Genomic DNA, 26174 nt, shown 5'->3' on the forward strand with positions numbered 1-26174 from the left:
TTTTAGTGCGCGAACGTATCGCGTAACGCAGCAGCTTCGGGGCGTTTTAGGCAACGTACGCGCGTTTGCTCAAAAGCGGATGCCGCGTTTCGCAGTTCGGGAAATAGCACACGGAGTTCCTCGGCATCTTCCCGATCGAAGGACATCACCGCCATTTCACCTAAAAACAAACTTTCAGTTGGCAAACCATTCGACAACAGTATCGCGTGGCGATAGCAAGCAATATGGTAGTATGTAACGGGATCATAAGTATTTACTTGGCGAATTGTATGATCGTTAACGAGATGAACTGCCGCGGCGAAAACTTTTGGCTCTCCAAACAGCAACTCTGCGCGCCAACCCTCCACGACAATCCTATGTTGTGGAGAAACGTACAAATCTCGGTCAGGCAGTCCTTTTCCGAATGCACCTTTCTGAATGCAAACCGGACGTAACTGGGGGTTTCGCTTCAAAGCTTCTGCCTGCAGGGTCTTCTCTCCGATCCACTCGATGCGTAGCAGTTCACCACTGGAAGCACGCACTTTGTCACCAACAGCGAGTTCCTCAACAGCGCGACAGCCACTTTCAGTTTCAATCAATGTCCCTTTCACGAAACACGGCACCGTTCCAGCGGGCAACCTAACGGTTACCCCAATCGAGGCATTGTTGCCATTTCCAGACCCGCTGGAGGCTCTGACGATCAAACTCAGAGTTGTATTTGGGGGAACAATAACCCCCGGCTGCAGGTCCACTGTTAGTAAACCAGCACTGGAAATCGTAACCGAGTAATCTGAAGGGGAAAGAAGTCCGTCATCTGTTACAGATACAAACCAAGACGCTGGCTTGCTGGAGTTGTAGTCCACAGAAAATGTGTCCGTGTTCGGAGGAAAGAAAATCCTCGTTGGACCGGTAATTACTAAAGCCATGGCAACCTTTTACTTAAACTAAGTCCGAAATAGTGTACCACCTCCACAACACATTTCAATATCTGCACGTGACGAGCCGCAAGTTGTGACGATTTCTTGTGGCATTTGCCCGAGGTCACTTTCCCGTTCGCCGAAAGTGTTGCCCTGCCTAGTTTCTACACGTCCTTAGGATGACGCTGAATCCAGAAACTGCCATCTCGACGTCTGGTATTGCCACCTGACAGTTCTGGCTCGCGACTAGCAAAGAAATCTGCTGTGTACTTGAGCAACTTGCAAAAAGCCCCATGAGACCATTTTTCATATGTCTGATAAGGTCATTTTCAACATTTGGATTATTGAATACTTACCTGCATACAGCATTTCCGACACATGGATCGGCATGTGCGTCCGAACAGGCCGCAGTGCCTTTGTTGACAAACGCGGCTTGACCTGCACCTGGTACGCGTCGCGACCAAGGATCGCCCGCGCGTCAATAGGGCCAGTTTGAAAGAAAAACCTGCTCACCTTTCCAAGGGGGCCGCTTTCCCTTGCCCTTATCTGCAATATGTTGCACCACACACGGGTTCAAACCCGGCAAAACGGGCCAAAGGATAAGGACAAGGCGAATGGCTGACGGATCGACCGATATCAACGCAAAACCCACCGAAGAGATCTCGGTCCGTGACGTGTTCGGGATCGACAGCAATATGTCCGTCAAAGGGTTCGCCGAAAGCAGCGACCGCGTTCCGGCAATCGACCCTACCTACAAGTTTGATCCCGAAACCACGCTGGCAATTCTGGCCGGGTTCACCCACAACCGCCGGGTGATGATCCAGGGCTATCACGGCACCGGCAAATCGACCCATATCGAGCAGGTCGCTGCGCGACTGAACTGGCCTGCTGTGCGTGTCAATCTGGACAGCCACATCAGCCGGATCGACCTGATCGGCAAGGATGCGATCAAGCTGCGTGATGGCAAACAGGTGACTGAATTCCACGAAGGCATCCTGCCCTGGGCGCTGCGCAACCCTGTGGCCATCGTGTTCGACGAATACGATGCCGGCCGCGCCGACGTGATGTTCGTGATCCAGCGGGTTCTGGAGCATGACGGCAAGCTGACCTTGCTGGACCAAAACGAGATCATCACGCCGAACCCCTATTTCCGCCTGTTCGCGACCGCCAACACCGTCGGCCTGGGTGACACCACCGGCCTGTATCATGGCGTTCAGCAGATCAACCAGGCCCAGATGGACCGCTGGTCGCTGGTGGCGACGCTCAACTACCTCAGCCACGACGCCGAGGTGATGATCGTTCTGTCCAAGGCGCCGCATTACAACACCGAAAAAGGCCGCAAGACCGTCAGCCAGATGGTCACCGTTGCCGACCTGACCCGGACAGCGTTCATGAACGGCGATCTGTCGACCGTGATGAGCCCGCGTACGGTTATCAACTGGGCGCAGAACGCCGAAATCTTCCGCGACGTGGGCTACGCCTTCCGCCTGTCTTTCCTGAACAAATGCGACGAGCTGGAACGGCAGACCGTTGCCGAGTTCTATCAGCGTTGTTTTGATGAAGAACTGCCGGAAAGCGCGGCCAGCGTGAGCCTGGGTTGATGGCATCGGCTGCGCCCGGTTCGGGCGCAACGCCCCCGGCGGGGACATCGGGGGCCAGATGAAGACGGGGTCCGGTCACTTCGACCGGTCGTCGGGCCTAAGGGCGTGAGTGAGGGCTGATAGATATGGCGCAGAAGAACGACAACCCTGCTGATCCGTTCAAGAAGGCTCTGGCCGAGGCGACCAAGGTCATGGCCGATGATCCCGAGTTGTCGGTAAGCTATTCCGTCGACCCGTCGGGCCTGTCCGGAGACTCGATGCGCCTGCCGCAGGTGTCACGTCGAATGACACGCGAAGAGGTTCTTTTGGCGCGGGGCACCGCAGATGCCCTCGCGCTGAACCGGCGCTACCATGACGATGCGACGCATGCGCGCTATGCGCCTCCCGGAGATATGGCGCGCGACCTCTATGAAGCGATGGAAACCGCCCGGTGCGAAGCGATGGGCGCCCGGGACATGCCCGGCACGGCTTCGAACATTGACGTCAAGATCGGCCACGAGGCGTTGCGGCGCGGCTATGACCAGTGCAAGCAACCCTCCGAGGCACCGCTTGCGGTGGCGGCGGGTTATCTGATCCGTCATCTGGCCACGGGGCGTGAATTGCCCGCTGCAGCCGAGAACGTCATGAACCTGTGGCGCGGGTTCATCGAGGAACAGGCCGGCGGTGTGTTGGAGAATCTCGACGAGGTGCTCTCGGATCAGGCCGAATTCGCCAGATTCGCGCGCCAGATGATCAAGGATCTGGGCTATGGCGACCAGTTGGGTGACGACCCGGACGAACTGGACGAAGATCAGGAAGATCAGGCCGAGGAAGACGCCGAAGAACAGCCCGATCCGGACAGCACCGGCCAGGACGACCAAGACGAACAGGACGCCGACGCGACGCCCGAGCAAACTCAGGAAGAGCAACAGGATCAGTCTCAGGCACAGGTCTCGATGGACGAGATGGCCGAGGACGAGATGGGTGAAGAAGCCGAGATGCCCGAAGGCGAAGCGCCTTTGGAGCCGCCTGCCCCTCCGCCCGCATCCGAGGCCGATCCGGACTACATGGTCTACCTGAGCACGCATGACGAAGAGATTGCGGCCGAGGACCTTGCAGAGCCCGCCGAACTGGAACGGCTGCGGGCCTATCTTGATCAGCAGCTCGAGCCGCTGAAGGGCGCCGTCAGCCGTTTGGCCAACAAGCTGCAGCGCCGCCTTCAGGCGCAGCAGAACCGCAGCTGGGAGTTTGACCGCGAAGAGGGCATTCTGGATGCCGGCCGGCTGGCGCGGGTGGTGGCCAACCCCACGACGCCGCTCAGCTTCAAGGTCGAGAAGGATACCGAGTTCCGCGACACCGTGGTGACGCTGTTGCTGGACAATTCTGGTTCGATGCGTGGACGGCCGATTTCCATTGCAGCGATCTGCGCCGATGTTTTGGCCCGCACGCTGGAACGGTGCAACGTGAAGGTCGAGATCCTGGGCTTCACGACGCGGGCATGGAAGGGTGGACAAGCGCGTGAGGCGTGGCTGAACGATGGCCGCCCACAGCAGCCCGGCCGCCTGAACGACCTGCGCCACATCGTCTACAAGGGCGCCGACGCGCCTTGGCGCCGCGCACGGCCCAATCTTGGCCTGATGATGAAAGAAGGCCTTCTAAAGGAAAACATTGACGGCGAGGCGCTGGAATGGGCCCACCGCCGGATGCTGGCGCGCCGCGAACAGCGCAAGATCCTGATGGTGATCTCGGATGGGGCTCCGGTCGATGATTCAACACTCAGCGTGAACCCGGCCAACTACCTTGAGAAGCATCTGCGCGATGTCATCGCCATGGTCGAAAAGCGCAAGATGGTCGAGTTGCTGGCCATCGGCATCGGCCACGATGTCACCCGTTATTATGATCGTGCTGTCACGATCACCGATGTCGAACAGCTGGCAGGAGCTATGACCGAGCAATTGGCCGCGCTGTTCGACAGCGACCCGCGCGCGCGGGCCCGCGTGATGGGCATGAAAAAGGCCGGCTGAGGCCGGTCTTGCCTCCAGCGGTAGCATTTAAGAAAGAAAGGTGAAGGCAGGCGACCAAGACCTGTAGTGAGCCGAAGGAGAAGCAGATGTTCCAGTCTTTCGAAGTCACGGCGCGGCCCGAACAGGGGCCGCCACGATTGGCGGCGTTGCGCACAGAATTGGAGCGCGAACGACTGGATGGCTTCATCGTCCCGCGTGCCGACGCGCATCAGGGCGAATATGTAGCTCCCCGTGATGGTCGGCTGGCATGGCTGACCGGGTTCACTGGTTCTGCCGGGTTCTGCGTTGCGCTGCGAAACGTGGCCGGCGTATTTGTGGACGGACGGTATCGCACTCAGGTCAAGGCGCAGGTGGCGTCCGATTTCACGCCGGTACCGTGGCCCGACGTAAGCCTTTCGGCGTGGTTGAAACAGCAGTTGCCCGATGGAGGGCGGGTGGCATTCGATCCCTGGCTGCATTCCGCCGGACAGATCACCACAACCCGGGCCGAGCTGCAGAATAGCGGGATCGAGTTGGTTCCGTCAGACAATCTTGTGGACCGCATCTGGTCCGACCAGCCACCACCGCCAATGAACCCGGTCAAGGTGCACCCGCTGGAATTTGCAGGCGAAAGCGCCGAAAGCAAGGTCTCGCGGCTGGCTTCGGCGCTGGCTCGAAACGGGAGGTCGGCTGCCGTCATCACTTTGCCGGATTCGATCATGTGGCTGCTGAACATCCGCGGGTCAGATATTCCGTACAACCCGGTTGCGCATGGGTTTGCGATTTTGCAGGCCAACGGGCACGTGGACCTGTTCATGGCCGCAAAAAAGCTGAATGGGATGGACGAGCATCTGGGGCCGCGGGTTTCGATCCACGAGCCCGACGCGTTCCTGAACGCTGTTGCGGCGCTTGAGGGCGCGGTGCAAGTGGACATGGGAACTCTGCCGCAGGCCGTTGCCGATGTGCTTGGCGACCGGGCTGTGGATGGCGGCGACCCCTGCGCCCGGCCCAAGGCCTGCAAGAACGAAGCCGAAATTGCCGGCAGCGCCGCCGCGCATCTTCGTGACGCCGCCGCAGTGATCGAAACACTGTGCTGGCTGGATGCCCACCCCCCCGGCAGCCTGACCGAAACGCAAGTGGTCACACGGCTGGAGGAGAACCGGCGGCGCGACAATGCGTTGCAGGATATCTCGTTCGACACCATTGCCGGCACCGGGCCAAACGGCGCCATCATGCACTACAGAGTGACCGAGGAAACTGACAGCCGGCTTGAGGACGGTCATATTCTGGTTCTGGACAGCGGCGGACAGTATCTGGATGGCACCACGGACATCACCCGAACGATCCCCATCGGCACGGTGGGAGACGAGGAAAAGACCTGCTTTACCCGGGTTCTGAAGGGAATGATCGCGATGTCGCAACTGCGCTGGCCCGTAGGCTTGGCCGGTCGAGACATCGAGTGCATCGCCCGGGCACCTTTGTGGGCCGCGGGCCAGGATTTCAATCACGGCGTCGGTCACGGTGTCGGCGCATACCTGAGCGTTCACGAAGGGCCACAGCGCTTGGCGCGGGTCAGCCACGTTCCGCTCGAGCCCGGGATGATCCTGTCGAATGAACCGGGTTACTACCGCGAAGGTGCCTTCGGCATTCGGATTGAAAACCTGCTGGTTGTTGAGGAAGCCCCCGCCCTGCCCGGCGCAGATCCCGAGCGCGCGATGCTGTGCTGGCGGACACTGACATATGTCCCCATCGATCGACGCCTGATCGTCGTCGACATGCTGACCAGTGCCGAGCGTGATTGGCTGAACGCGTATCACCGGGACGTGGCGGAAAAACTCAGGCCAAGACTGTCACATGCCGCGCAACTGTGGTTGGATGCCGCAACCGCGCCCTTGTGACACCCGTTTGTCACATAGTGTGGGCATAGGCGAAGGCCTGAACACAACGAGGCCGCGAAGACGAGGGAAGGAGCAGACATGACAGATTACATCAAGATCCGCAAAGCACCTGGCAAGTGGTGCGTCAGGTCCGGTGGCGCGATTCTGGGCGAAACGACCAACGCCCTGGAACTGTTGGAAGGCGATCTGGCCCCCGTCATCTACTTTCCACGCGCAGACATCGCGATGGCCTTTCTGGACAAGACCGACAAGTTGACCCATTGCCCGCACAAAGGCGATGCCACGCATTACTCGATCGTCAACAAGTCGAGCGTGACGCAGAATGCGGTCTGGAGCTATGAAGATCCCATACCCGCCGTTGCCGAAATCAAGGGTTACCTTGCTTTCTACCCGCTGGAATCGGTGAAGGTCGAACAGATTTGAGGGCCGGACAAACCTAGCCCTCAACTACGTCTGTCAGAAACTGTAGCTGTATCCGAGAATGAGCGAGTGCGAAGAGTAGCGGCCATTCGTGAGATCTGTTGGGATGAACACTTGGGTCGTGGTGAAATCAAGATCGCCGGTCGTCTTGTAGCGGTACCCGATGTCAATGTTCCCGCGTTCCCCTACCTGAAAGCGTCCGCCAAACCCCAATTGCCCCGCAATGGCGGTGTCACTGTCATCGACCAATGTGACGCCAGCACCGGACTGACCGTCGTGGGACACGCGCGCAAACCCGAGCCCGCCACCAACATAGGGCTTGAACCTGCCCTGTACCGGGACGTCATACCAAAGGTTTGCCATCCCGAAGGTCGCATCAAAGCTTCCGTCATACTGAGTAAACGGGCGACCGATTTCCTTGGTATCATTCGAAGCATATGAAAGTTCGAACTCGGCCCGGAAATTTGACGCGACACGTAGTCCGACGGCCAGACCGTAGGTTACGCCGTTGTCGGTTGTGATGGTGCCTTGGCCAACCACGACCGAAGGAATTGTCTGGAAAAAATCAAAATCATAGTCGCCCATATCGGTGGTACCGAGAAAGCCGGTCACATACGGAGCCTCCTGCGCCCGCGCGGGGACAGCACCAATCATCGAAACCGCAACCACGACAGTCAGCAAAGAAGACCGTTCGAAAACCATGTTTACACCTCAATCAAAGTGGCTATCAGGAGTACTTCTTGAATCAGGCTAGAATGCTCCCATTTTTTGACAAGGTATCAAAATCAAAGAGAAACCCTCTGTGGCTCGCCAGCCACTTCTGCGTCATGAGTGTTCCTCGGCAGCTGTTGCGGCCAGTGCACGGTTGTACGCCTTCAATGCGTCCACGTGGTACAAGGCTCCGACCGGGTTCTCGACCCCGTCATCATCCCGAACAACCACCGGGAGCCAGGTGATTCCGTCTCGATCGAAATACGGCATTGCCGCCTCGAGGGTTGCGCTGGCCCGGACGCACAGACCCTGCTCAATCATCTCCTGAACCTCTTCCCTGCTTGCCGTATTCGGATCTCCCAGCGGTCGCATCACGGCCCCGGCGCGCAGCATCGCCAGCAAATAAGCCTGTGGCCCGGCTGCCAAATGCACCCCGCGACGCTCCAGCTGGGTCAGGAAGAAGGACCGGTCCACAAGGCGCGAGGCCAACGCCGTGGACATGGACACCGAGACCATCACGGCAAGCCCGATCTGCCAGTCTCCGGTCAATTCGAACACAATCAACGTGGTCGAAATCGGAGCGCCCAGAACCGCCGCCGCGACAGCCCCCATGCCGGCAAAAGCATAAAGCGTATGCGTGCCCGAAACGCTTGGCAGAAGGCCTGTGGCGATCAGGCCAAAGGCAAGGCCGGTCAGCGCGCCGATCATCAACGACGGAGAAAACACCCCGCCGCCCATACGACCACCCATGGTTATGGCCACTGCCACGGTTTTCATCACTGCAAACAGAATGGCCGTGGTCAGCACCAGATCTCCGGTCAGGGCACGGATGGTCGTCTCGTATCCGACGCCGATGATATGCGGGAACCACACCGCCAGCACGCCCAGCATCGCACCGGACACGGCGGGTCGCAGCCAGCGCGGCAGCGACAGGCGCGCCTGCACGTGATTGCCAAAATCTTCGGCAAAAAAGATCGACCGCATCAGCAACAGCGAGACCAGCCCACAGATCAGCCCAAGGATCAAAAAGGCCGGAAGTTCGACGTAAAATTGCAGGGATCCGGGCGTATCCAGGACAAACTCTGTCACATCGCCATATGCCAGCCGGTTGATGACGGTGCCAGCCACCGACGCGATCACGATCGGTGCGAATGCGTGGACTGCAAAATGACGCAACACGACTTCCAACGCGAACAGCGCTCCGGCGATCGGGGCGTTGAAACTGGCCGATACAGCGGCAGCCACCGCGCAACCCAGCAGGTCGCGGCCGGTTATTCCATCCGCATTGATGCGCTGGCACACCCAGGTCGAAATCACGCCGGCCATGTGCACGACAGGTCCTTCCCGGCCCGTCGACCCGCCCGTGCTGAGTGTGATCAGCGAGGCGAAAAACGACGCGACCCCGGCCTTGGTTTCGACCCGGCCATCGCTGATCGCGGATCCTTCGATCACATCGGCGACAGACCGAACTCTCCCGTCATCGGTAAAACGGTGCAGGATTATACCGACGACCAGCCCTCCAACCGTGGGGATCGCCAAAATCCAGGTCCAGTGCAGTTTCTCCGCAAAGCTGTGCAGAAACAGGATGTCATCGGTCTGATAGACCAGCGCTTGCAGAGCCGCGATCCCCTTGCGAAATCCCAAGGCCATGAAACCTGCCGTGATCCCGATCACCAGCGCAATAAACCAGAACTGGATCTGGCTTGGCCCGCGGTGCCGCAGCACCCGCCACGCGTCCTTGAGCGCGGCCAGGGCCTGGTTGAGCTGAGTGCGCAGGACGGTTCGGGTTGATTGTGTCATAGGGCTTTGTGGATAAACAGGTATCCCTTACTAAGCCACGCCGGGCGCTTAGAAAAGTCGGCTGACAAGATATTGAAGGCAAGTGTCGCCGCCCGGCTGCATCAGGCTTGCAACAACGAACGGGCGGCCGCGCGGGCTTCATCCGTGATGACGTCGCCCGAAACCATGCGCGCGATCTCGTCGATCCGGTCCGGTTCGGACAGCGGCAGGACAGTGGACAGGGTCTGCCCGTCGGTCACGTGCTTCTGAACCCGCCAGTGATGCGCCGCACGGGCCGCGACCTGCGGCGAATGGGTTACCACCAGCACCTGCCCGCCCTGCGCTAGCGCCGCAAGCCTGCGGCCCACGGCATCGGCCGTGGCGCCGCCCACCCCGCGGTCGATCTCGTCAAAAATCATGGTCCGGGTGCTGTCATCGCCCGACAGGCACACCTTGAGCGCCAGCAGAAAGCGGCTGAGCTCTCCGCCCGAGGCGATCTTGTTCAGCGGCCCCGACGGGGCGCCCGGGTTGGTGGCCACGGTAAAGGCCACAGCGTCCTGCCCCTCGGGTCCGGGCTCGGCGGGCGTGATCTGGGTTTGGAACACCGCACGCTCCATCTTCAGCGGCGCAAGCTCGGCCATTACCGCCCCGTCCAGCTGATCGGCAGCCTCTCGCCGCAGGGCGCTGAGCGCCTCGGCGGCAGCATCATAGGTGGCCTGCGCGGCCTGAACCGCGGCACGGCGGTCGGCCAGGTCAGCGTCTCCGGCCTCAAGCTGGCCCAGACGGGCGCGCAGCGTGTCGGCGAAACCGCTCAGGTCATCGGGCGCCACGTCATGTTTGCGGGCCAGTGCGCGGATGGCAAACAGACGTTCCTCGGTCTGCTCCAACTCGACAGGGTTGAAGTCCAGCGCCTCAAGGCAGGCGGTCACGCCGTCCTGCGCCTCGCCCAGTTCGATCAGGGCGCGCCCCAGGGCGGCGATCGGCTCGTCCAGTTGACCCTCGGCCCGGTCGGCGACACCTTCCAGCCAGCGCACGGCATCCGCCATCGCCCCTTCGGCCCCGTCACCGCCCAGCAGGGCAAAGGCGCGGGCCACGTCGTCGCGGATGCGCTCGGCCCCCTGCATCATCCGGCGGCGGGCGTCGAGCTCGGCGTCCTCGCCCGGCTGCGGATCAAGCTTGTCGAGTTCGGTCACGGAATGCCGCAGAAAGTCCTCTTCGCTGCGCACGGCGGCCACGGCGGCCTCGGTCTCGGCCAGGGCCTTGCGGGCGCGTGCCATCTCGGCCCAGGCAGCGCGTACGGCGGCCAGTTGCGGCTCGGCCCCGGCATAGGCGTCCAGCATGGCGCGATGGCCGCGCGGGTTCAGCAGGCCGCGGTCATCATGTTGGCCGTGCAGTTCGACCAAGGTTTCCGACAGCGCGCGCAGCACCTCGCCCGAGCAGCGGCGGTCATTGACCCAAGCGGTCTTGCGCCCTTCGGCAGTGTTGACGCGGCGCAGGATCAGTTCCGAGCCGCCGGGCAAACCAGCCTCGGCCAGGATCGCATGGGCGGGATGACCCTCGGGCAGTTCGAACTCGGCCACGACCTCGCCCTGCGCAGCCCCCTGCCGGACCAGTTCGGCCCGTCCGCGCCAGCCTAGCACGAAGCCCAGCGAGTCGAGCAGGATCGACTTGCCCGCGCCCGTTTCGCCGGTCAGCGCGTTCAGGCCCGGCTGAAAGGTCAATTCCAGCCGGTCGATGATCAGCATATCGCGGATATCAAGGGCGCGCAGCATCGGGTCGTCAGCGTCCCAAGCCTGTGACCATGGCGACTACAACCACTGGCCCTTGATGGTCTGGCGGTAGATCGTGCTGAGCCAGTTGTTGCCGCGGCTCTTGAGTTCAAGCCCGCGCGAGGTCAGCAGCTTGTAGGCCGCATCATACCATTCAGACGACTGGTAGTTGTAGCCCAGGATCGCGCCGGCCGATTGAGCCTCGTCGACCAGACCCAAGGCCAGATAAGCCTCGACCAAGCGGTACAGCGCCTCGGCTGTGTGGCTGGTGGTCTGGAAATCCTCGACCACGACACGGAAACGGTTGATGGCCGCGGTATAGTGATCCTGACGCAGGTAGTAGCGCCCAATCTCCATTTCCTTGCCCGCCAGATGGTCGAAGGCCAGATCGAATTTCAGCACTGCCGAGGTGGCGTATTCGCTGTCGGGATAGACCTCGATCACCGTGCGCAGCGCCTGCAACGCCTGGAAGGTCAGGCCCTGGTCGCGGCCGACCTCGTCGATCTGGTCATAATAGCTGAGCGCCAGAAGGTATTGCGCATAAGCTGCGTCTTCGTCGGTTGGGTAGAAGTCTATATACCGCTGCGCGGCTGCGCGGCTTTCCTCATACTCCTTGTCCGAGTGGAACGCGAAAGCCTGCATGATCAGTGACCGCTTGGCCCAGTCGGAATAAGGATAAAGCCGTTCGACTTCGGAAAAGTACCAAGCCGCATCTGCGGGACGATTCTGAGCAAGCTCGTATTCGCCACGGGTGTAGATCTGCTCGGGCGTAAAGCCTTCAAGGTTCTGGGATTTGTCCGCGCCCTTGTTGCCAAACAGGCCGCCCGCGTCGCCGCAGGCCGTCAAAGTAGCTGCCAGAAGAATCGCGCCCGCAAGCCTGACTGCCGCTTTGGTGCCAACCATACCGCCCATCCTAGTCGTCTTGTCTCTTTGGGTAACCCCGGATTGAGCTTTGGTCTAGCACATAAAATTCCGGTGCAAAACGCCTTATCGGCCCCCCGACCGATTTGTCGCCGGGCCGTGCCGGATCAGGCAACTTCGGGGATTTCGTCCCAGACCAACCCCTGCCCGGGCAGTTGCGCGGCTTGTTCAGGCGTACACAGCACCGGGCGCACGGCGCCAGGCGTCTCGAACAGCTTGCGCAGCAATGTGTTGGTCATGGCATGGCCGGATTTCTCACCGACGAAGTGACCAAAGATCGGGCCGCCGGCCAGATACAGGTCTCCCAACGCGTCCAGCATTTTGTGGCGCACGGCTTCATCCTGGTGACGGAACCCACCCGGTGTCAGCACTTCGGCCCCTTGAACAACAACCGCATTCTCCAGTGTGCCGCCCAAGGCCAGACCGTTTTCGCGCATCGCCTCAACATCGGTTCGGCGGCAGAAGGTCCGGCAGTCGGACAGTTCCCGAGCAAACGACCCGTTGCGCATATCCAGGATCTTCGACTGGCTGCCGATCGCAGTGTCTTCGAAATCAATGTGGAACTCGATGATCAAACCGTCTGCCGGCCGGATCGACGCACGGGCACCTTCCCGCTCGGCCACGATCGGCTTGAGGACCTCATACGCCAGAACCGGGCTGGCCTGACGGCGAACGCCCTTGGCGATGATACCCCGCACGAAGTCGATCGACGAACCGTCCATGATCGGAACTTCGGGTCCATCAATCTCGATCAATGCGTTGTGGATCCCGCACCCTGCCAGCGCGGCCATGATATGCTCGACGGTCGACACCGAAACACCAGCGTCATTGACCAGGCGCGTACACAGTTGGGTTCTTTCGACCACATCGTAGATGGCCGGGATCAACGCATTGCCCAGTTCGATATCGGTCCGCTTGAACCAGATCCCGTGACCGGCAGCCGCCGGTTTAAGAACCATCGTCGCGGGCTTGCCGCTGTGCAGACCCACGCCTTTGAACGTGATCGAAGATTTGAGCGTCTGTTGCAAATTGAACCTCGGTGAGCGGTGTCCAGCCTTTTTCGGCTGTGTTGCACCCTCAGTTAAGGAAGGGCGGGTCAAGGCTCAACTCACTCTTTGCAACTGAATGAAACAGTTCTGCAACAGATCGGCAAAACCCTGCTTACTGGCACTTAAACGTTTGCATCAAAAGGAAAAAGGGCCGCCTTTCGGCAGCCCCGTGAGTGGATATTGTTACCGCGATCAGTTGGCCTGACGGCGCAGGAAAGCCGGAATTTCGATCCGCTCCTGCTCAGGATCGACCTCTTCATGCGAGGGTGCCGTAGCGTCAGTCTGGCGCATCGCAGGCTGTTGCCGGGCCGGTTGAGCGGGGGTATCAGGGGCGTGCCCAGTCATCCGGTCGATCAAACGGTTGAACCCGAACCGCGGCCGTTCCTCGGCGGCGGGCTGGCGCTGCGGCGCCGGTTCCTGCGGGCGCGACGCGGTCAGACGCTGGGCCGAAGTCGGTACGTTCTGAACAGCTGCCTGCAGCCGTTCCAGCGCGGCGGGCGAAGGCGTTCCAGGGGTATGCGGCACCTGTTGCGGCTGATAGCTTTCCGCCGGGCGTTCGACCGGCTCGGGCTGCGGATCGAACTCGGCGCTGCGTGGCTGATAGGCCGGGGGAGGCAGCCCGTCGTCATCGTCCTCTACAGCCTCATCGGCGCCCTGACCGAATTGCACAGTCGTGTGCGAAGGCTCTTCGGCCGCTTCAAACAGAGACGGTTCGCGCGGAGCTTCGGGCTGCGGCGCAGGTTCAGCAACTTCCGCCGCGACCGGAGCCGGCTGTGCCGCCTCTTCTTCCGCCGATACGGTACGGGTCAGAGGTGCGGACATGGACCGACGCGGAGCCGGTGCCTCGGAGCCGCTTTCGCTGGCGTCGATGCCGGTTGCCACGACCGATACGCGCATCTTGCCTTCCATCTCGGGGTCCAGAGTGGAGCCGACAATGATGTTGGCCTCGGGGTCCACTTCCTCGCGGATGCGGTTGGCGGCCTCGTCCAGTTCGAACAGAGTCAGGTCATGGCTGCCGGTGATGTTGATCAGAACACCCTTGGCGCCCTTGAGGCTGATTTCGTCCAGCAGCGGGTTGGCGATGGCCTTTTCCGCAGCCTGGATGGCGCGATCTTCGCCCTCGGCCTCGCCGGTGCCCATCATGGCCTTGCCCATCTCGTCCATCACCGCGCGGACGTCGGCGAAGTCGAGGTTGATCAGGCCCGGACGCACCATCAGATCAGTCACGCCCTTGACGCCCTGGTACAGCACATCATCGGCCATCGAAAAGGCCTCGGTGAACGTGGTCTTTTCGTTGGCCAGACGGAACAGGTTCTGGTTCGGGATGATGATCAGCGTATCGACGACCTTCTGCAGCGCCTCGACACCGTCTTCGGCCTGACGCATGCGCTTGGCGCCCTCGAACTGGAACGGCTTGGTCACCACGCCCACGGTCAGCACACCCAGCTCACGCGCGGCCTGCGCGATGATCGGAGCGGCGCCGGTACCGGTGCCCCCGCCCATACCGGCGGTGATGAAGCACATATGCGCGCCTGCCAGATGGTCGACGATCTGTTCGATGCTCTCTTCGGCGGCGGCGGCCCCTACCGATGCGCGGGCGCCCGCGCCCAGACCCTCGGTCACCTTGATGCCCAACTGCACCCGCGCCGAAGAGCGGCTTTGCTGCAATGCCTGCGCGTCCGTGTTGGCCACGACGAAGTCGACACCGTCGAGTTGTTTTTCAATCATGTTGTTGACGGCGTTTCCACCTGCACCGCCTACGCCAAATACCGTAATCCGAGGCTTGAGTTCGTCGTGCCCGGGCATCGAAAGATTCAATGTCATGCTCTGTCCGCCTGTATTTATGATCCCGCAAAGCGGTGTTTTTCTTGCCTATCCGCTTGTGATTCTACCTTTCCAAACGTCAAACGTCACGCCAAAAATCGCGTGAATCCACAAAATATGGAAGAAATAAGGCGGTTCTTCGCGGCATTTCGCCCGACTGCGTAAATATAGCGGTTCAGGGCGGACAGACCACCACACACGCGAAAACGCCCAGCCTGATTTCGCGGGTGCGATGCTGGACATCCTGTTCAAACTGCGGCTGACTGCTCGGGTCCTGCCGACGAGCCTCTGACGGGCCTTGTTGATATTCTGAGGGATAAATCCCTGCACCGCAACCGGAATTTTCAGCTGATGGGAACGGAAGGACAATCAAGGCCGTCGTCCGAAAATCCGCTGACTTCCTGGATTTCGCCATCCCCCAGCCGCGCGATCCGGACCAGCAACCGCCCATCATGCTCGAATGGCCACCAGCATACCGGGCCGGGCTCGGTGTCATAGAGGAAGCACAGCTTGCCGTCAGGCGTCGTGATCTGGCCGTAGACACAGCCCTCGCCCTCTCGCCGCCAGACCGAGCGGGTTGGGCTGAGGAACTCCTCGGTGCCGACAAGCATACCGCTGGTCAATTCGTGGAACGTGACGGTTTTTCCGACCACCGCGTCCAGGAATGCTTCGGGTGAGATACGGGTCTGCGCGACAGCCGCAGCCGGAACCCAGGCTGCGCAAAACACCGCAGCCCGGAGCAGGAACCTACCAGTTGTCACGGAACCAGCGCACGGCACGCTTGAATGGCCGTGCTGCGTAGGTATCGACCGGGATTTCAAAATCCCACCATTCGTCCTGCGGATGCGCCGCGAACAGCGCAAGACCGACCGCCGAGGAGAACCCCGGGCCCGTCGCGGATTGCGGCAACCCATGCACACGCAGCGGTCGGCCCAGACGCACCCGCTGACCCAGTATGCGGCTGGCCAGCCCATCCAGACCGGGGATCTGACTGGCTCCACCAGTCAGAACGATCTGTTGGCTTGGCATATGTTCGAACCCTGCAGCGTCCAGCCGAACACGGACTTCCTCGAGGATTTCTTCGACGCGCGGACGCATGATGCCGATCAGCTCGGCCCGGCTGACGGTACGCCGGTCGTGTTCCCAATCCCCGGTGTCCCCGCCAATGTCGATCATGTCGCGGTCATCGGCTCCGGTGGCGTGAACCCCGCCATTGAAGGTCTTGATCCGCTCGGCAACCGAGGCGGACACACCAAGCCCCATCGAAATGTCACTGGTGACATGATCCCCGCCCATGCGGACACTGTCGGCATAGATCATGTGCTTTTTGATGAAGATCGAAACGCCGGTGGACCCACCGCCCATGTCGATACAAGCCGCCCCAAGTTCCTGTTCGTCTTCAACCAGCGCAGAAATCCCCGACACATAGGCTGAGTTCGCGATGCCAGCCAATTCCAGGTCGCACCGCTTGACGCAACGAACGATGTTCTGAATCGCCACCGCATCGACCGTCAACATGTGCATGTCGACCGCAAGCGTCTGACCCATCTGCCCCCGCGGGTCGATCAAGCCAGATCGGTTGTCCAGAGCGAAGTTCACAGGTTGTGCATGCAGCACCTCGCGCCCTGCCCCATAGTCCGGGACATCGCAGGCGTTCAGGACACGACCGATCTCGGCCTCGGTCACCAGCTGACCGTCCAGATCCACCTGCGCATCCAGCCCATAAGACCGAGGGTTTGCCCCCGAGAAACAGGCGATCACATGGTCTACCCTGATATCGGCCATCTTCTGAGCAGCCTGCAGCGCGGTGCGGATGGCGCGCTCGGTTTCCTGCATGGCCGTGATCTCACCAAAGCGCACCCCGCGCGATCGGGTCGTCGCCGCACCGATCACCCGAAACCCGGTCTGCCCGGCCATGGACCCGATCGAGTTGTCCTCGCTGAGCCGCGCCGACCCATCAAACCGCAGCACAAGACAGGCGATCTTGGAACTTCCGACATCCAGGATCGCAACGACACCGCGTTGCATGGCCTGTCTGCGCATCTGACGCATTGCGCGTTGAGACTGATAGAGATCCGTCATCATCGTATTACTGCCCGTTACCCTTAGTCACTTTTGTATTCCACCAGTCCGCGCTGGCGGCTTCTGTCATCCGAATGGTCGGCCGCGCCCCTATGCGCATATCGACCACGGCAACATCCCGTTCCAGAAGGTCCTGCACCTCGTTCACTGCCAGTACACGCTCGAGCGCGCGCACCGGACGTTCCGTCGGCAGCATGACCCGTTGGCCCCGATCCAGAACCAGGTCCCAGCGCCGCTCGCCGACGCGGACCAGACCGCGCACCCGGCTGCCCAAGCTGCGCGCGGTGGCCAGAAGGTCCAGTGCCTCGGCCACATGCTGATCTGCACCTTGACCGGCAATCAGCGGAAGATCGGAGCGCTCGGTCCGAGCCGCGATCTCGGCCACGTGGGTACCCGTTTCGTCCAACAGCTGGATGCCTTCACGGGTGCGCCAGACGATCACGGGCTGACGTTCAACAACATCGACCTGCAGAATGCCGCCCGGACGGATCCGCACGGTTGCCGATTTGACCGGATCCAAGCCGGTGATCGTGTCCCGGATCTGCTCGACATCCAGATCCCAAGAGCTGAGCGGGAAGTCCAAAGGCACGACTTCGCGGATGTCATCAGCAAGGCCGGCCCCCGCCCCGTCGATCGCCATGAGCTTGACCATGAATTCAGGACGCTCCTGAAACGACGTGATCAAGTTGTCCACCTGCGCCCGAACCGCTTCTCGCCGATCTTCGGCTGCGAAGTAGAGCCCAACCGTCGCCACGACCGCGCAGAGCGGCACACCGATCTTGACCCCCAGCCGGATTCCCGGCGTCAGCATCCATCGCTGGAACCGATAACTGAACCGCGACGGTGCCGGGTCCGCACGGCCCTTGCCACGGCGGAAAAACCGACCACCGCGCAACCGCAATTTGGGCTCTGCGCGGTCGGCGTCGGCATCCGCAGACTGGAACTCGGCATCCGGGCCGGACAGAGGCTTGGCGCGGTGGATCACCGGCGCACGAGTGGCGGTCAGCGGTCGCATGAGGCGTCCTCGACCATCCAGGCGCAGAGCTGACCGAAGGTCATGCCCAGATGCGCGGCTTGTTCAGGCACCAGCGAGGTGGGGGTCATACCCGGCTGGGTGTTGGTCTCCAGTAGGAACAGGCCCTCTTCGCCCTTGGCGTCGTCCCAGCGGTAGTCGGTGCGACTGACGCCCCGGCACCCCAGAACCTGATGGGCACGCAGAGCATACTCCATGCACAGATCGAAGATCCGCGGCGGAATGTCGGCGGGCAGCACGTGGCGCGAACCGCCGGGCTTGTATTTGGCGTCGTAGTCGTACCAGCCGTCTGTCAGGATCTCGGTCACGGTCAGGGCGCGGTCGCCCATCACGGTCGCCGTCAGCTCGCGCCCGGCCACGTATTGTTCGACCATGACCTGTTCGGGCATGTCATCCGACAGGTGCGGCGGGCCGTTCGACCCTTCGAACACAAGGTAGATCCCGACGCTCGAGCCTTCGTTGTTGGGCTTGACCACATATGGCGCGGGCATGACGTGCCCCGCCATCACGTCCGATTTCGGAACGATCACGCTGTCGGCCACCGGCAGGCCGGCCGCGCGGTACACCTCTTTGCTGCGCTGTTTGTCCATGGCCAGCGCCGAGGCCAACACGCCGGAATGCGTGTAGGGCATTCGCAGCCACTCCAGCAGACCCTGTACGCAACCGTCCTCGCCCCAGCGGCCATGCAGGGCGTTGAAAACCACGTCGGGCTTGATGTCCTGCAAACGCGCACAAAGGTCAGGACCGGCGTCCAGTTCGACGACCTCGATCCCTTCTCCCACAAGGGCGGCTGCGCATTCGCGCCCGCTGCTGAGAGACACCTCGCGTTCCGCCGAGGGGCCACCCATCAATACCGCCACTTTGGGGTTTGTCCTGCTCGACCTACCCACGTTCGTGCGCCTCAATGTCCCCGGACCTTATCTGGTGGTCCGTATTTCGTTATGCCTTTGATCCGTCGCCTGAATTTGCCTGTTTTGGTCTGACGGTCGGGGCTTTAATCTGTTAGCGGATCACCGACCCGCATGATTTCCCACTCTAGCGTGATCCCGCTTGTTTCGTAAACCTTTTTTCGCACCTCTTCGCCCAGCCCTTCGAGGTCGGCGGCGGTGGCGTTTCCGGTGTTGATCAGGAAATTCGCGTGCTTGGGGCTCATCTGTGCGCCCCCGCGTCGGGCGCCGCGCATTCCGGCGTCGTCGATCACCTTCCAGGCCTTCAGGTCGTGCACATCATCGGCCCGCCCGGTCGAGGAAAACCCGGCCGGATTGCGGAAGGTCGACCCGGCGCTGCGGTCCTTGGTGGGCTGGGTCTCGTCGCGCTTTTTCAGCTGCGCCTCCATCCGGGCGTGCAGGTCGGCCGGATCACCCGCCGGGCCCTGGAACGTGGCCGACACCAGCACCGCACCCTCGGGCAGGTCGGACTGACGATAGCGGAAGTTCAGGTCGGCCGGCGTCAGCTCGACCACCTCGCCCTGCCGGGTGACGATGGTGGCCGATTTCAGAACATCCGCCGTGTAGCTGCCATAGCAACCGGCGTTCATCCGCACGGCCCCGCCGATGGAACCGGGGATGGTGCGCAGAAAAGTTAGGTCCACCCCCGCATCCGCTGCCTTGCGCGCCACATGCGCATCCAGCGCGGCCGCCCCCGCAGTGACGGTGGTGCCCGCGACCGAGATGCCGTTAAAGCCGCGCCCCAGTCGGATCACCACGGCCCGCAGCCCCCCGTCGCGGACGATCAGGTTCGAGCCGACGCCCATCGGAAACACCGGCACCTCGGCTGGAAGATCGCGCAGAAAGGCTTGCAAGTCCTGCAGATCGGCCGGTTGAAACAGGAAATCCGCCGGGCCACCGACACGCAGCCACGTGAGGTCGTTCAGAGCACGGGCCGCGGTCAGACGGCCACGAGGCGTTGGGATCGTGGTCATTGTCCGGATCGCACCGCCAGGCTGCGCCCGACGACTCCGCCCATGATTTCCGCGAACAGAATTGGCAGAACACCTCCGGTCAGCCAGACGAAGGGGCCAAAGGCCTGCTCCTCCTCGCCCGTGCCGACGCCCGCCAACATCACGATCAGGACAAGCGCAACAACCGAAGTCAAACCGATCAGCCAAAACAGCGCGCGCAGGCCAAGCCATCGCGCGGCGACAAAGCCGGCCAACGTCCCGAGCACAAGCGCCGCGAGCGGCAGGTAAGCAAATGTGGCGATGTCCGTCATCGTTGGTCTCCGAAGGGGTGTCGGGTTATTTGTCCGCCGCCTTCATGCCTTGCATTTTCGCCTTTGTCCAACGGGTCAGATAGATCACCGGCCAGCGCAGCACCGACATGCCGGCGGCCAGAACGAACAGGCCGACCCACGGGCCGTTTTCATATGTGACATAGCCTAGGATCGGAATGCCCACCGCGATCAGCGCATAGGCGCGGGTCCAGTGGTTGTCCTTGCTGGGGATCATCGCCAGCACATTGGCGGCGATGCCCCACAGGGCCGCAAGTGCGATCGACCAGCTCATTGCTCCACCTCGCGGCCCGACCATTTGCGCCAATAATACCGGATGGGGTTGCGGAACATCGATACGAACCCGGCAAAGGCCAGCACTCCGATCAGCCAGCCATGTGCCACGCCCAGCCAGACGATCAGAACCGGCGCGCAGATCAGCAGCACGATGCCCGGCGGAAATTGCAGGCGCATCGGCAGCAGTGCCACGACAGTGGCGCAGATCACCCAAAGGGCGGCAAAGATGACGGAATAATCCATGGTTCTCTCCGCAAATGAGTCACGTGCCAAGGCAGCAACACATCCGCAAGTTGTGCACCCAAATGCCTGCTAACGTCAAACGGCTTGTTTTTCCTTCAGCCGGTCAGGCAGCGCATTTGCCCAGGTACTGATGGTGCCGGCACCCAGGCAGACGACCATGTCGCCGGGCCGGGCCTGCTCGCGGACCAGACGCTCCAGGTCGCCTTCGTCCAGCAGCGCGCGCGCGTGGCGGTGGCCGTGGCGGATGAGGCCCTGCACCAGATCATCGCGGCTGGCGCCTTCGATCGGGTCTTCACCGGCCGAGAAGACCTCGGCAATGGCCACGACATCAGCATCATTGAAACAGGCGCAGAAATCGTCGAACAGGTTGGACAGACGCGAATAGCGGTGCGGCTGATGCACGGCGATCACACGGCCTTCGGTCGCCTGACGCGCGGCCTTGAGCACCGCCGCGATTTCCACCGGGTGGTGGCCGTAATCGTCGATGATGGTGACGCCGTTCACCTCGCCCACCTTGGTAAAGCGGCGATTGACGCCGCCGAAATTGGCCAGCGCGTCGCGGATTTCAGCGGTTTTCATGCCCAGATGACGTGCCACGGCCACGGCCGACAGCGCGTTCGAGACGTTGTGATCGCCCGGCATCGGGAGGGTGCAACCCTCGATCACGGTATCCTCGTATTGCAAGTGGATGTCGAAATGCGCGATGCCGCCCTTGTAGGTCAGGTTGACTGCACGCACGTCGGCTTGGGCGTTGAACCCATAGGTGCGCACGCGGCGGTCGGTGATGCGGCCCACCAACGCCTGAACCTCGGCATGGTCGGTGCAGCACACCGCCAGACCGTAGAACGGGATGTTCGAGACGAAATCATGAAAGCCCGCGCGCAGCCGGTCGAAATCACCCCAATGCTCCATGTGCTCGGGGTCGATATTGGTGACGATGGCGATGGTCGCCGGCAGCCGGTTGAACGAGCCGTCGGACTCGTCGGCCTCGACCACCATCCATTCGCCCTGCCCCATCCGCGCGTTCGAGCCGTAGGCATGGATCACGCCGCCGTTGATCACGGTCGGGTCGAAATCGCCCGCCACCATCAACTCGGCCATCATCGTGGTGGTCGTGGTCTTGCCGTGGGTACCGGCGATGGCAATGTTGGATTTCAGCCGCATCAGCTCGGCCAACATGTCGGCACGGCGCACCACCGGCAGGCCCAGCGCGCGCGCGCCGTCTAGTTCTGGGTTTCCCGGCTTGATCGCGGTAGAAACGACCACGACGGCCGCATTGTCGAGGTTTTCAGCCCGCTGACCCACGAAAATCTCAGCCCCCAGCGAAGCCAGACGGTCGGTGATCTTCGAAGCTTTCAAATCGGATCCCTGCACCTGGTACCCAAGGTTCAGCAGCACTTCGGCGATGCCAGACATCCCGATGCCGCCGATGCCCACGAAATGGATCGGTCCGACATCCTGCGGCAGTTTGGTTGCTGGATTCATGGGGTCTCCTTCTGCGCCAGCTGTTCGACAAGGGCCACCAGACGCTCGGTCGCGTCGGGCGCCCCGACCGACAGGGCAGCATGGGCCATTTTCTGTGCGGCTTCGGGGTTGGTCAGAACCAGTGCGATTTGCTCGGTCAGGGCGGGAACGTCAAGCGCATTTTCGGGGATCATGATTGCCCCGCCCGCTTGCACCAGCCCTCGGGCATTGGCGGTCTGGTGATCGCCCGCGGCGGCGGCGAAGGGGATCAGGATCGAAGGTCGCCCGATCACCGAGATGTCGGCCACGCTGGACGCACCCGAGCGGCTGATGACCAGCTGCGCCTCGGACATGCGGCGGGGCACGTCGTGGAAAAAGGGCTGGACCTCGGCCAGAATCCCGTGATCGGCGTAGAAGGCGCTGACCCGTTCGGTGTCCTCCTCGCGCGCTTGGTGAGAGACGCGGATATACTGGCGCAGGCTCTCGGGCAGTGCAGCTATGGCGCCGGGGACTACATCGCTGAGGATACGAGCGCCCTGGCTGCCGCCCATCACCAGCACCGACATCGGATAGTCTCCGGGCGGGATGTAGGGCGCGGCCGCGCGTTCCAGAACGGCAGCCCGGACGGGGTTGCCGGTGTGGATACCGTGGGCGCCCTCGGGCAGGTCGGTGGGCCAGACACCGCAGGCCACATGCGCAACCCGCGTGGCAAACAACTGGTTCACGCGCCCCAAAACGCCGTTCTGTTCGTGGATCATGCGGGGCAGACGCAGCATCACCGCCGCGCTCAGCGCCGGGATCGACGGATAGCCGCCGAACCCAACCACCACGTCCGGCCTGTCGCGTAGCAACTGGGCCGTCATCCCGGCTACACCGGCCGCGATCCGGGGACCGGCCAGTGCCTTGGCCGCCAGCCCGCCGCGGGCGAATGTGGCCGAGGACACCTCGACGATCTCGGTTGAATGCGGGAAACCGCCGGTATAACGCGCGCCGCGCGCATCGGTGGACAGGCGCACGCGCCAACCCTTGTTCAGCATGGCCTCAGCCAGCGCCTGGGCGGGGAACATGTGGCCCCCGGTTCCGCCAGCCGCGATCAGCAAATAAGGGTTCGTCATCAGCCCCGTCCGCGCAGAATGTCGCCCAGCTCGCCCTGCGGGCGGGTGCGGGTGAAGGCCAGCAGCATGCCCAGCGCGATGCCGCCCGCAATCAACGACGAGCCGCCGTAGCTGACGAAGGGCAGCGTCATGCCCTTGGCCGGCAGCAGGCGCACCGCGACGCCCATGTTGATCATCGCCTGAACACCGAACATGCATGCCAGTCCCGTGCCCGCCAACCGGGTGAACATGTCACGCTCGCGCATCAGTCGCAGCAGGGACCGCACCACGATGATTGAATAAAGCGCGATGATGATCAGCACCAGGATCAGGCCGTATTCTTCGGCCGCGACGGCGATGATGAAATCGGTATGTGCATCGGGCAGCGACCATTTCACCTGCCCCTCGCCAACCCCAACGCCAAACAGCCCGCCCTCGCGGATTGCGTTGGTGGCATAGCCCAACTGGGTCGTCGGATCGACCTCTTGATTCAGGAAACCATCGATGCGCCGGGCGAAGTGTTCAGAATTGGCGTAGGCGAACATGCCACCCAAGACGACCGCCCCGGCCATTCCCAGCAGCAGGAACATCGGTGCACCCGCTACGAAATACATCACGCCCCAGCCGAACAGGATCAGACAGGCCTGACCGAAATCAGGCTGCATCACCAACATGCCAACAATCGACATACACAGCGCAAACGACCACAACCGCCCCGGGGGGCCATTGATCTCCTGCGCTGCGGCCAGCAGCCACGCGGCCACGACAATGAAGCCCGGCTTCAGAAACTCGGACGGTTGCAGCGAGGCGAAGCCCAGCGAATACCAGCGCACCGCACCTTTGCCGAAATCGGTTCCGAAGACCGGCAGAAAGGCCAGCGCAACAAAAGAGGCCAGAAATCCCAGCACCGCCAACCGACGCACCAAGGTGGGTGACATCATCGACGTCAGCATCATCGCGATCAGCGCCAACACACCGAAAAGGGCCTGACGCTCGACATAGTGGAACGGATCGAACCCGTTGCGCTGCGCCAGCGGCGGCGACGAGGCCAGCCCCAGCAGAAGCCCGATCGCAAACAGGATCAGCACGCAGGACATCGTCCAGCGGTCAATCGTCCGCCACCATTTCGGAAGGATCGGTTCACCGCGCTGGTCCTGGACCGCGCCATACACCATCTCAGTCATGAGATACCGCCACTATCTGCCTCGTTACCGTCCCGTTTTCGGGATCTGTTTGAGAGTCTACAGGGAAAATGCCCCTCAGGCCAGCCTCTTCCTCTTGTCATTGGCGTCAATCCGCGCCAAGGGCGAGGGATGCGATTTGACACGATCATACTGGGCGCCGGAGCCGCCGGCATGATGTGCGCCGCCCATTGCGGCGGTCGTGTACTGGTGATCGATCACGCCAAGGCGCCGGGGGAAAAGATCCGCATCTCGGGCGGAGGGCGGTGCAACTTCACAAACCTCTACGCCGGACCACAGAACTTCCTGTCGCAGAACCCGCATTTCTGCAAATCGGCGCTGGCGCGGTACACGCAATGGGATTTTATCGACCTTGTGGGCCGTCACGGCATCGCATGGCATGAAAAGACGCTGGGGCAGCTGTTCTGCGACGGCTCATCGAAGCAGATCATCGCCATGCTGCTGGCCGAGATGGACCGCGCAGGCGCCGAGCTGTGGTTGCACACGTCGCTGCGCGATCTGCGCAAGACCGAAACCGGCTTTGAAATGGTGGTCGAGCGCGAGGGTGCGCGAAATGACCTGAGCTGTGCCAACGTGGTATTGGCCACCGGCGGAAAATCCATCCCAAAGATGGGTGCGACCGGGCTGGCCTATGACATCGCCGCGCAGTTCGGATTGCACGTCACCGAGACCCGTGCCGCTTTGGTGCCGTTCACCTTCCCCGACGGGCGGTTCAAAGACTTGTCCGGTGTTTCCGTGCCGACGCGATTGTCGAACGATCGCACGAGTTTCGACGAGGCACTGCTGTTCACCCATCGCGGCCTGAGCGGTCCGGCGGTGCTGCAACTGTCCTCATACTGGCGCGAGGGCGAGACGATCCGGGTCAACCTGATCCCCGAGCTGCCCCTGTTCGACCTGCTGCGTGACCGGCGGCAAAGCGGGGGCCGCAAGGCCCTGACCACCGAACTCGCGCGCCACCTGCCCGCCCGCCTGGTCGAGTATCTGAGCACCCATATCCCGATGCGCGGCAACCTGGCCGATCAGTCGGATGCGGCGTTGCAGGCACTGACCGATTCGCTGTCCGACTGGGCACTGACCCCCTCGGGGACCGAAGGGTATCGCACCGCCGAGGTCACCTTGGGCGGCATCGATACGCACAGCCTGTCGTCCAAAACGATGGAGGCCAGGGATGTCCCCGGCCTCTATGCGATTGGTGAAGCGGTGGATGTCACCGGATGGCTGGGCGGGTACAATTTCCAGTGGGCGTGGTCCTCGGGCCACGCCGCCGGAAAAGCAATCGCCGGTCGCCTTTAGCCTACGACGTTGTAGCCGCGGCCGCGCATGCAGTTGCGGACGATGACTTCCTGCTTCTGGGTGTTTTGCAGAGCGCTGGCCCCAGCCCCCACCAGTGCGCCAGCTACGGCCGCACGGCCCAGATCGCTTGCGCTGTCGTCGATGATGGCTTTGGTGCCCGCTGCACCCGCCGCGCCAATGGCCGCCGCGCCAGCGGTATTGCTGTCGATCGTGCCCTGCTGCCGCGCCACGGCCTGACACTGCGCCAAGTCTGCGTTGTAATTCGGGCTGACGGGTCCATCCACAATGGGCTGGTAGTTCGCGCCTGTGTTCGTGCAGGCCCCTGCCACCAGGATGGCCGGCAGGATCATTGAAAGCTTGCGGTTCAGCATGGTCTTAACCTCGTGTTGAATTCCTAGGGTAACAAAA

The 26174-nt window shown here is 62.0% G+C and carries 24 protein-coding genes; 5 read left to right on the forward strand and 19 right to left on the reverse strand.

Annotated features, from left to right (window positions below; all coding sequences use genetic code 11):
- Window positions 1-2 precede the first annotated feature (2 nt).
- Window positions 3-905, reverse strand: coding sequence for a Hint domain-containing protein (locus AC2FNZ_RS12550; RefSeq protein WP_496840854.1), 903 nt, complete (start codon window positions 903-905; stop codon window positions 3-5).
- Between the two features lie 605 nt (window positions 906-1510).
- Here AC2FNZ_RS12550 and cobS point away from each other — a divergent pair.
- The 4 genes from cobS (at window position 1511) to AC2FNZ_RS12570 (ending at window position 6800) form a co-directional block, all read left to right on the forward strand.
- Window positions 1511-2497, forward strand: coding sequence for a cobaltochelatase subunit CobS (gene cobS / locus AC2FNZ_RS12555; RefSeq protein WP_093964859.1), 987 nt, complete (start codon window positions 1511-1513; stop codon window positions 2495-2497).
- A 125-nt stretch (window positions 2498-2622) separates the two neighbouring features.
- Window positions 2623-4500: a cobaltochelatase subunit CobT gene (gene cobT, locus AC2FNZ_RS12560; protein ID WP_496840855.1), complete on the forward strand. Its 1878-nt coding sequence runs from the start codon at window positions 2623-2625 to the stop codon at window positions 4498-4500.
- Between the two features lie 86 nt (window positions 4501-4586).
- The gene (locus tag AC2FNZ_RS12565; protein WP_496840856.1) at window positions 4587-6377 is read left to right on the forward strand and encodes an aminopeptidase P family protein; all 1791 of its coding nucleotides are present in this window, start codon (window positions 4587-4589) and stop codon (window positions 6375-6377) included.
- Window positions 6378-6455: 78 nt separating this feature from the next.
- A complete protein-coding gene (locus AC2FNZ_RS12570) occupies window positions 6456-6800 on the forward strand; it encodes a DUF427 domain-containing protein (protein WP_170340927.1) in 345 nt (114 codons plus the stop codon).
- A gap of 33 nt (window positions 6801-6833) precedes the next feature.
- On the opposite strand, the gene AC2FNZ_RS12575 is transcribed toward AC2FNZ_RS12570, so the two are convergent.
- The 17 genes from AC2FNZ_RS12575 to ftsW form a co-directional block, all read right to left on the reverse strand.
- Window positions 6834-7499, reverse strand: coding sequence for an outer membrane protein (locus AC2FNZ_RS12575; RefSeq protein ID WP_496840857.1), 666 nt, complete (start codon window positions 7497-7499; stop codon window positions 6834-6836).
- Window positions 7500-7622: 123 nt separating this feature from the next.
- Window positions 7623-9308 carry a chloride channel protein gene (locus AC2FNZ_RS12580; protein WP_093964854.1) on the reverse strand — a complete coding sequence of 562 codons (1686 nt, stop codon included), beginning with the start codon at window positions 9306-9308 and terminating at the stop codon, window positions 7623-7625.
- 101 nt (window positions 9309-9409) lie between these two features.
- A complete protein-coding gene (gene recN / locus AC2FNZ_RS12585; protein ID WP_496840858.1) occupies window positions 9410-11059 on the reverse strand; it encodes a DNA repair protein RecN in 1650 nt (549 codons plus the stop codon).
- Window positions 11060-11095: 36 nt separating this feature from the next.
- The gene (locus AC2FNZ_RS12590; RefSeq protein ID WP_496833886.1) at window positions 11096-11959 is read right to left on the reverse strand and encodes an outer membrane protein assembly factor BamD; all 864 of its coding nucleotides are present in this window, start codon (window positions 11957-11959) and stop codon (window positions 11096-11098) included.
- 125 nt (window positions 11960-12084) lie between these two features.
- The gene (gene lpxC, locus AC2FNZ_RS12595; protein ID WP_496840859.1) at window positions 12085-13005 is read right to left on the reverse strand and encodes a UDP-3-O-acyl-N-acetylglucosamine deacetylase; all 921 of its coding nucleotides are present in this window, start codon (window positions 13003-13005) and stop codon (window positions 12085-12087) included.
- 213 nt (window positions 13006-13218) lie between these two features.
- On the reverse strand, window positions 13219-14850 hold the full coding sequence (ftsZ, locus tag AC2FNZ_RS12600) for a cell division protein FtsZ (protein WP_496840860.1): 1632 nt from the start codon (window positions 14848-14850) through the stop codon (window positions 13219-13221).
- Window positions 14851-15194: 344 nt separating this feature from the next.
- The gene (locus AC2FNZ_RS12605; RefSeq protein ID WP_170368144.1) at window positions 15195-15611 is read right to left on the reverse strand and encodes a hypothetical protein; all 417 of its coding nucleotides are present in this window, start codon (window positions 15609-15611) and stop codon (window positions 15195-15197) included.
- Complete coding sequence (gene ftsA, locus AC2FNZ_RS12610; RefSeq protein WP_093964849.1) at window positions 15598-16932, reverse strand: cell division protein FtsA; 1335 nt, start codon at window positions 16930-16932, stop codon at window positions 15598-15600. The genes AC2FNZ_RS12605 and ftsA overlap by 14 nt, the downstream gene beginning before the upstream one ends.
- Window positions 16933-16939: 7 nt before the next feature.
- A complete protein-coding gene (locus AC2FNZ_RS12615) occupies window positions 16940-17947 on the reverse strand; it encodes a cell division protein FtsQ/DivIB (RefSeq protein ID WP_496840861.1) in 1008 nt (335 codons plus the stop codon).
- Entirely contained in the window at window positions 17935-18855 is a 921-nt protein-coding gene (locus AC2FNZ_RS12620) for a D-alanine--D-alanine ligase (protein ID WP_496840862.1), read from the reverse strand. The genes AC2FNZ_RS12615 and AC2FNZ_RS12620 overlap by 13 nt, the downstream gene beginning before the upstream one ends.
- Before the next feature lie 104 nt (window positions 18856-18959).
- Window positions 18960-19886, reverse strand: a complete 927-nt coding sequence (gene murB, locus AC2FNZ_RS12625; protein ID WP_496840863.1) for a UDP-N-acetylmuramate dehydrogenase — start codon at window positions 19884-19886, stop codon at window positions 18960-18962.
- Window positions 19883-20176, reverse strand: a complete 294-nt coding sequence (locus tag AC2FNZ_RS12630; protein ID WP_170585746.1) for a hypothetical protein — start codon at window positions 20174-20176, stop codon at window positions 19883-19885. Before AC2FNZ_RS12630 ends, murB begins: the two co-directional genes overlap by 4 nt.
- 25 nt (window positions 20177-20201) lie before the next feature.
- Complete coding sequence (locus tag AC2FNZ_RS12635; protein WP_005984154.1) at window positions 20202-20468, reverse strand: DUF2484 family protein; 267 nt, start codon at window positions 20466-20468, stop codon at window positions 20202-20204.
- Window positions 20465-20713: a DUF2484 family protein gene (locus AC2FNZ_RS12640; RefSeq protein ID WP_093964844.1), complete on the reverse strand. Its 249-nt coding sequence runs from the start codon at window positions 20711-20713 to the stop codon at window positions 20465-20467. Before AC2FNZ_RS12640 ends, AC2FNZ_RS12635 begins: the two co-directional genes overlap by 4 nt.
- Window positions 20714-20788: 75 nt before the next feature.
- Window positions 20789-22198: a UDP-N-acetylmuramate--L-alanine ligase gene (murC, locus tag AC2FNZ_RS12645; RefSeq protein ID WP_480632762.1), complete on the reverse strand. Its 1410-nt coding sequence runs from the start codon at window positions 22196-22198 to the stop codon at window positions 20789-20791.
- On the reverse strand, window positions 22195-23292 hold the full coding sequence (locus AC2FNZ_RS12650; RefSeq protein WP_093964842.1) for a UDP-N-acetylglucosamine--N-acetylmuramyl-(pentapeptide) pyrophosphoryl-undecaprenol N-acetylglucosamine transferase: 1098 nt from the start codon (window positions 23290-23292) through the stop codon (window positions 22195-22197). The genes murC and AC2FNZ_RS12650 overlap by 4 nt, the downstream gene beginning before the upstream one ends.
- Window positions 23292-24455, reverse strand: coding sequence for a putative lipid II flippase FtsW (gene ftsW, locus AC2FNZ_RS12655; RefSeq protein ID WP_093964841.1), 1164 nt, complete (start codon window positions 24453-24455; stop codon window positions 23292-23294). Before ftsW ends, AC2FNZ_RS12650 begins: the two co-directional genes overlap by 1 nt.
- Window positions 24456-24584: 129 nt before the next feature.
- On the opposite strand from ftsW, the gene AC2FNZ_RS12660 reads away from it, so the two are divergent.
- Window positions 24585-25766 (forward strand): BaiN/RdsA family NAD(P)/FAD-dependent oxidoreductase, encoded by a 1182-nt coding sequence (locus AC2FNZ_RS12660; RefSeq protein ID WP_496840864.1) that lies wholly within the window; start codon window positions 24585-24587, stop codon window positions 25764-25766.
- On the opposite strand, the gene AC2FNZ_RS12665 is transcribed toward AC2FNZ_RS12660, so the two are convergent.
- The gene (locus tag AC2FNZ_RS12665) at window positions 25763-26137 is read right to left on the reverse strand and encodes a glycine zipper family protein (RefSeq protein ID WP_093964839.1); all 375 of its coding nucleotides are present in this window, start codon (window positions 26135-26137) and stop codon (window positions 25763-25765) included. The two genes, AC2FNZ_RS12660 and AC2FNZ_RS12665, sit on opposite strands and share 4 nt — an antisense overlap.
- Window positions 26138-26174: the final 37 nt, after the last annotated feature.

It is taken from the genome of Ruegeria sp. SAZA006 (assembly GCF_059613465.1).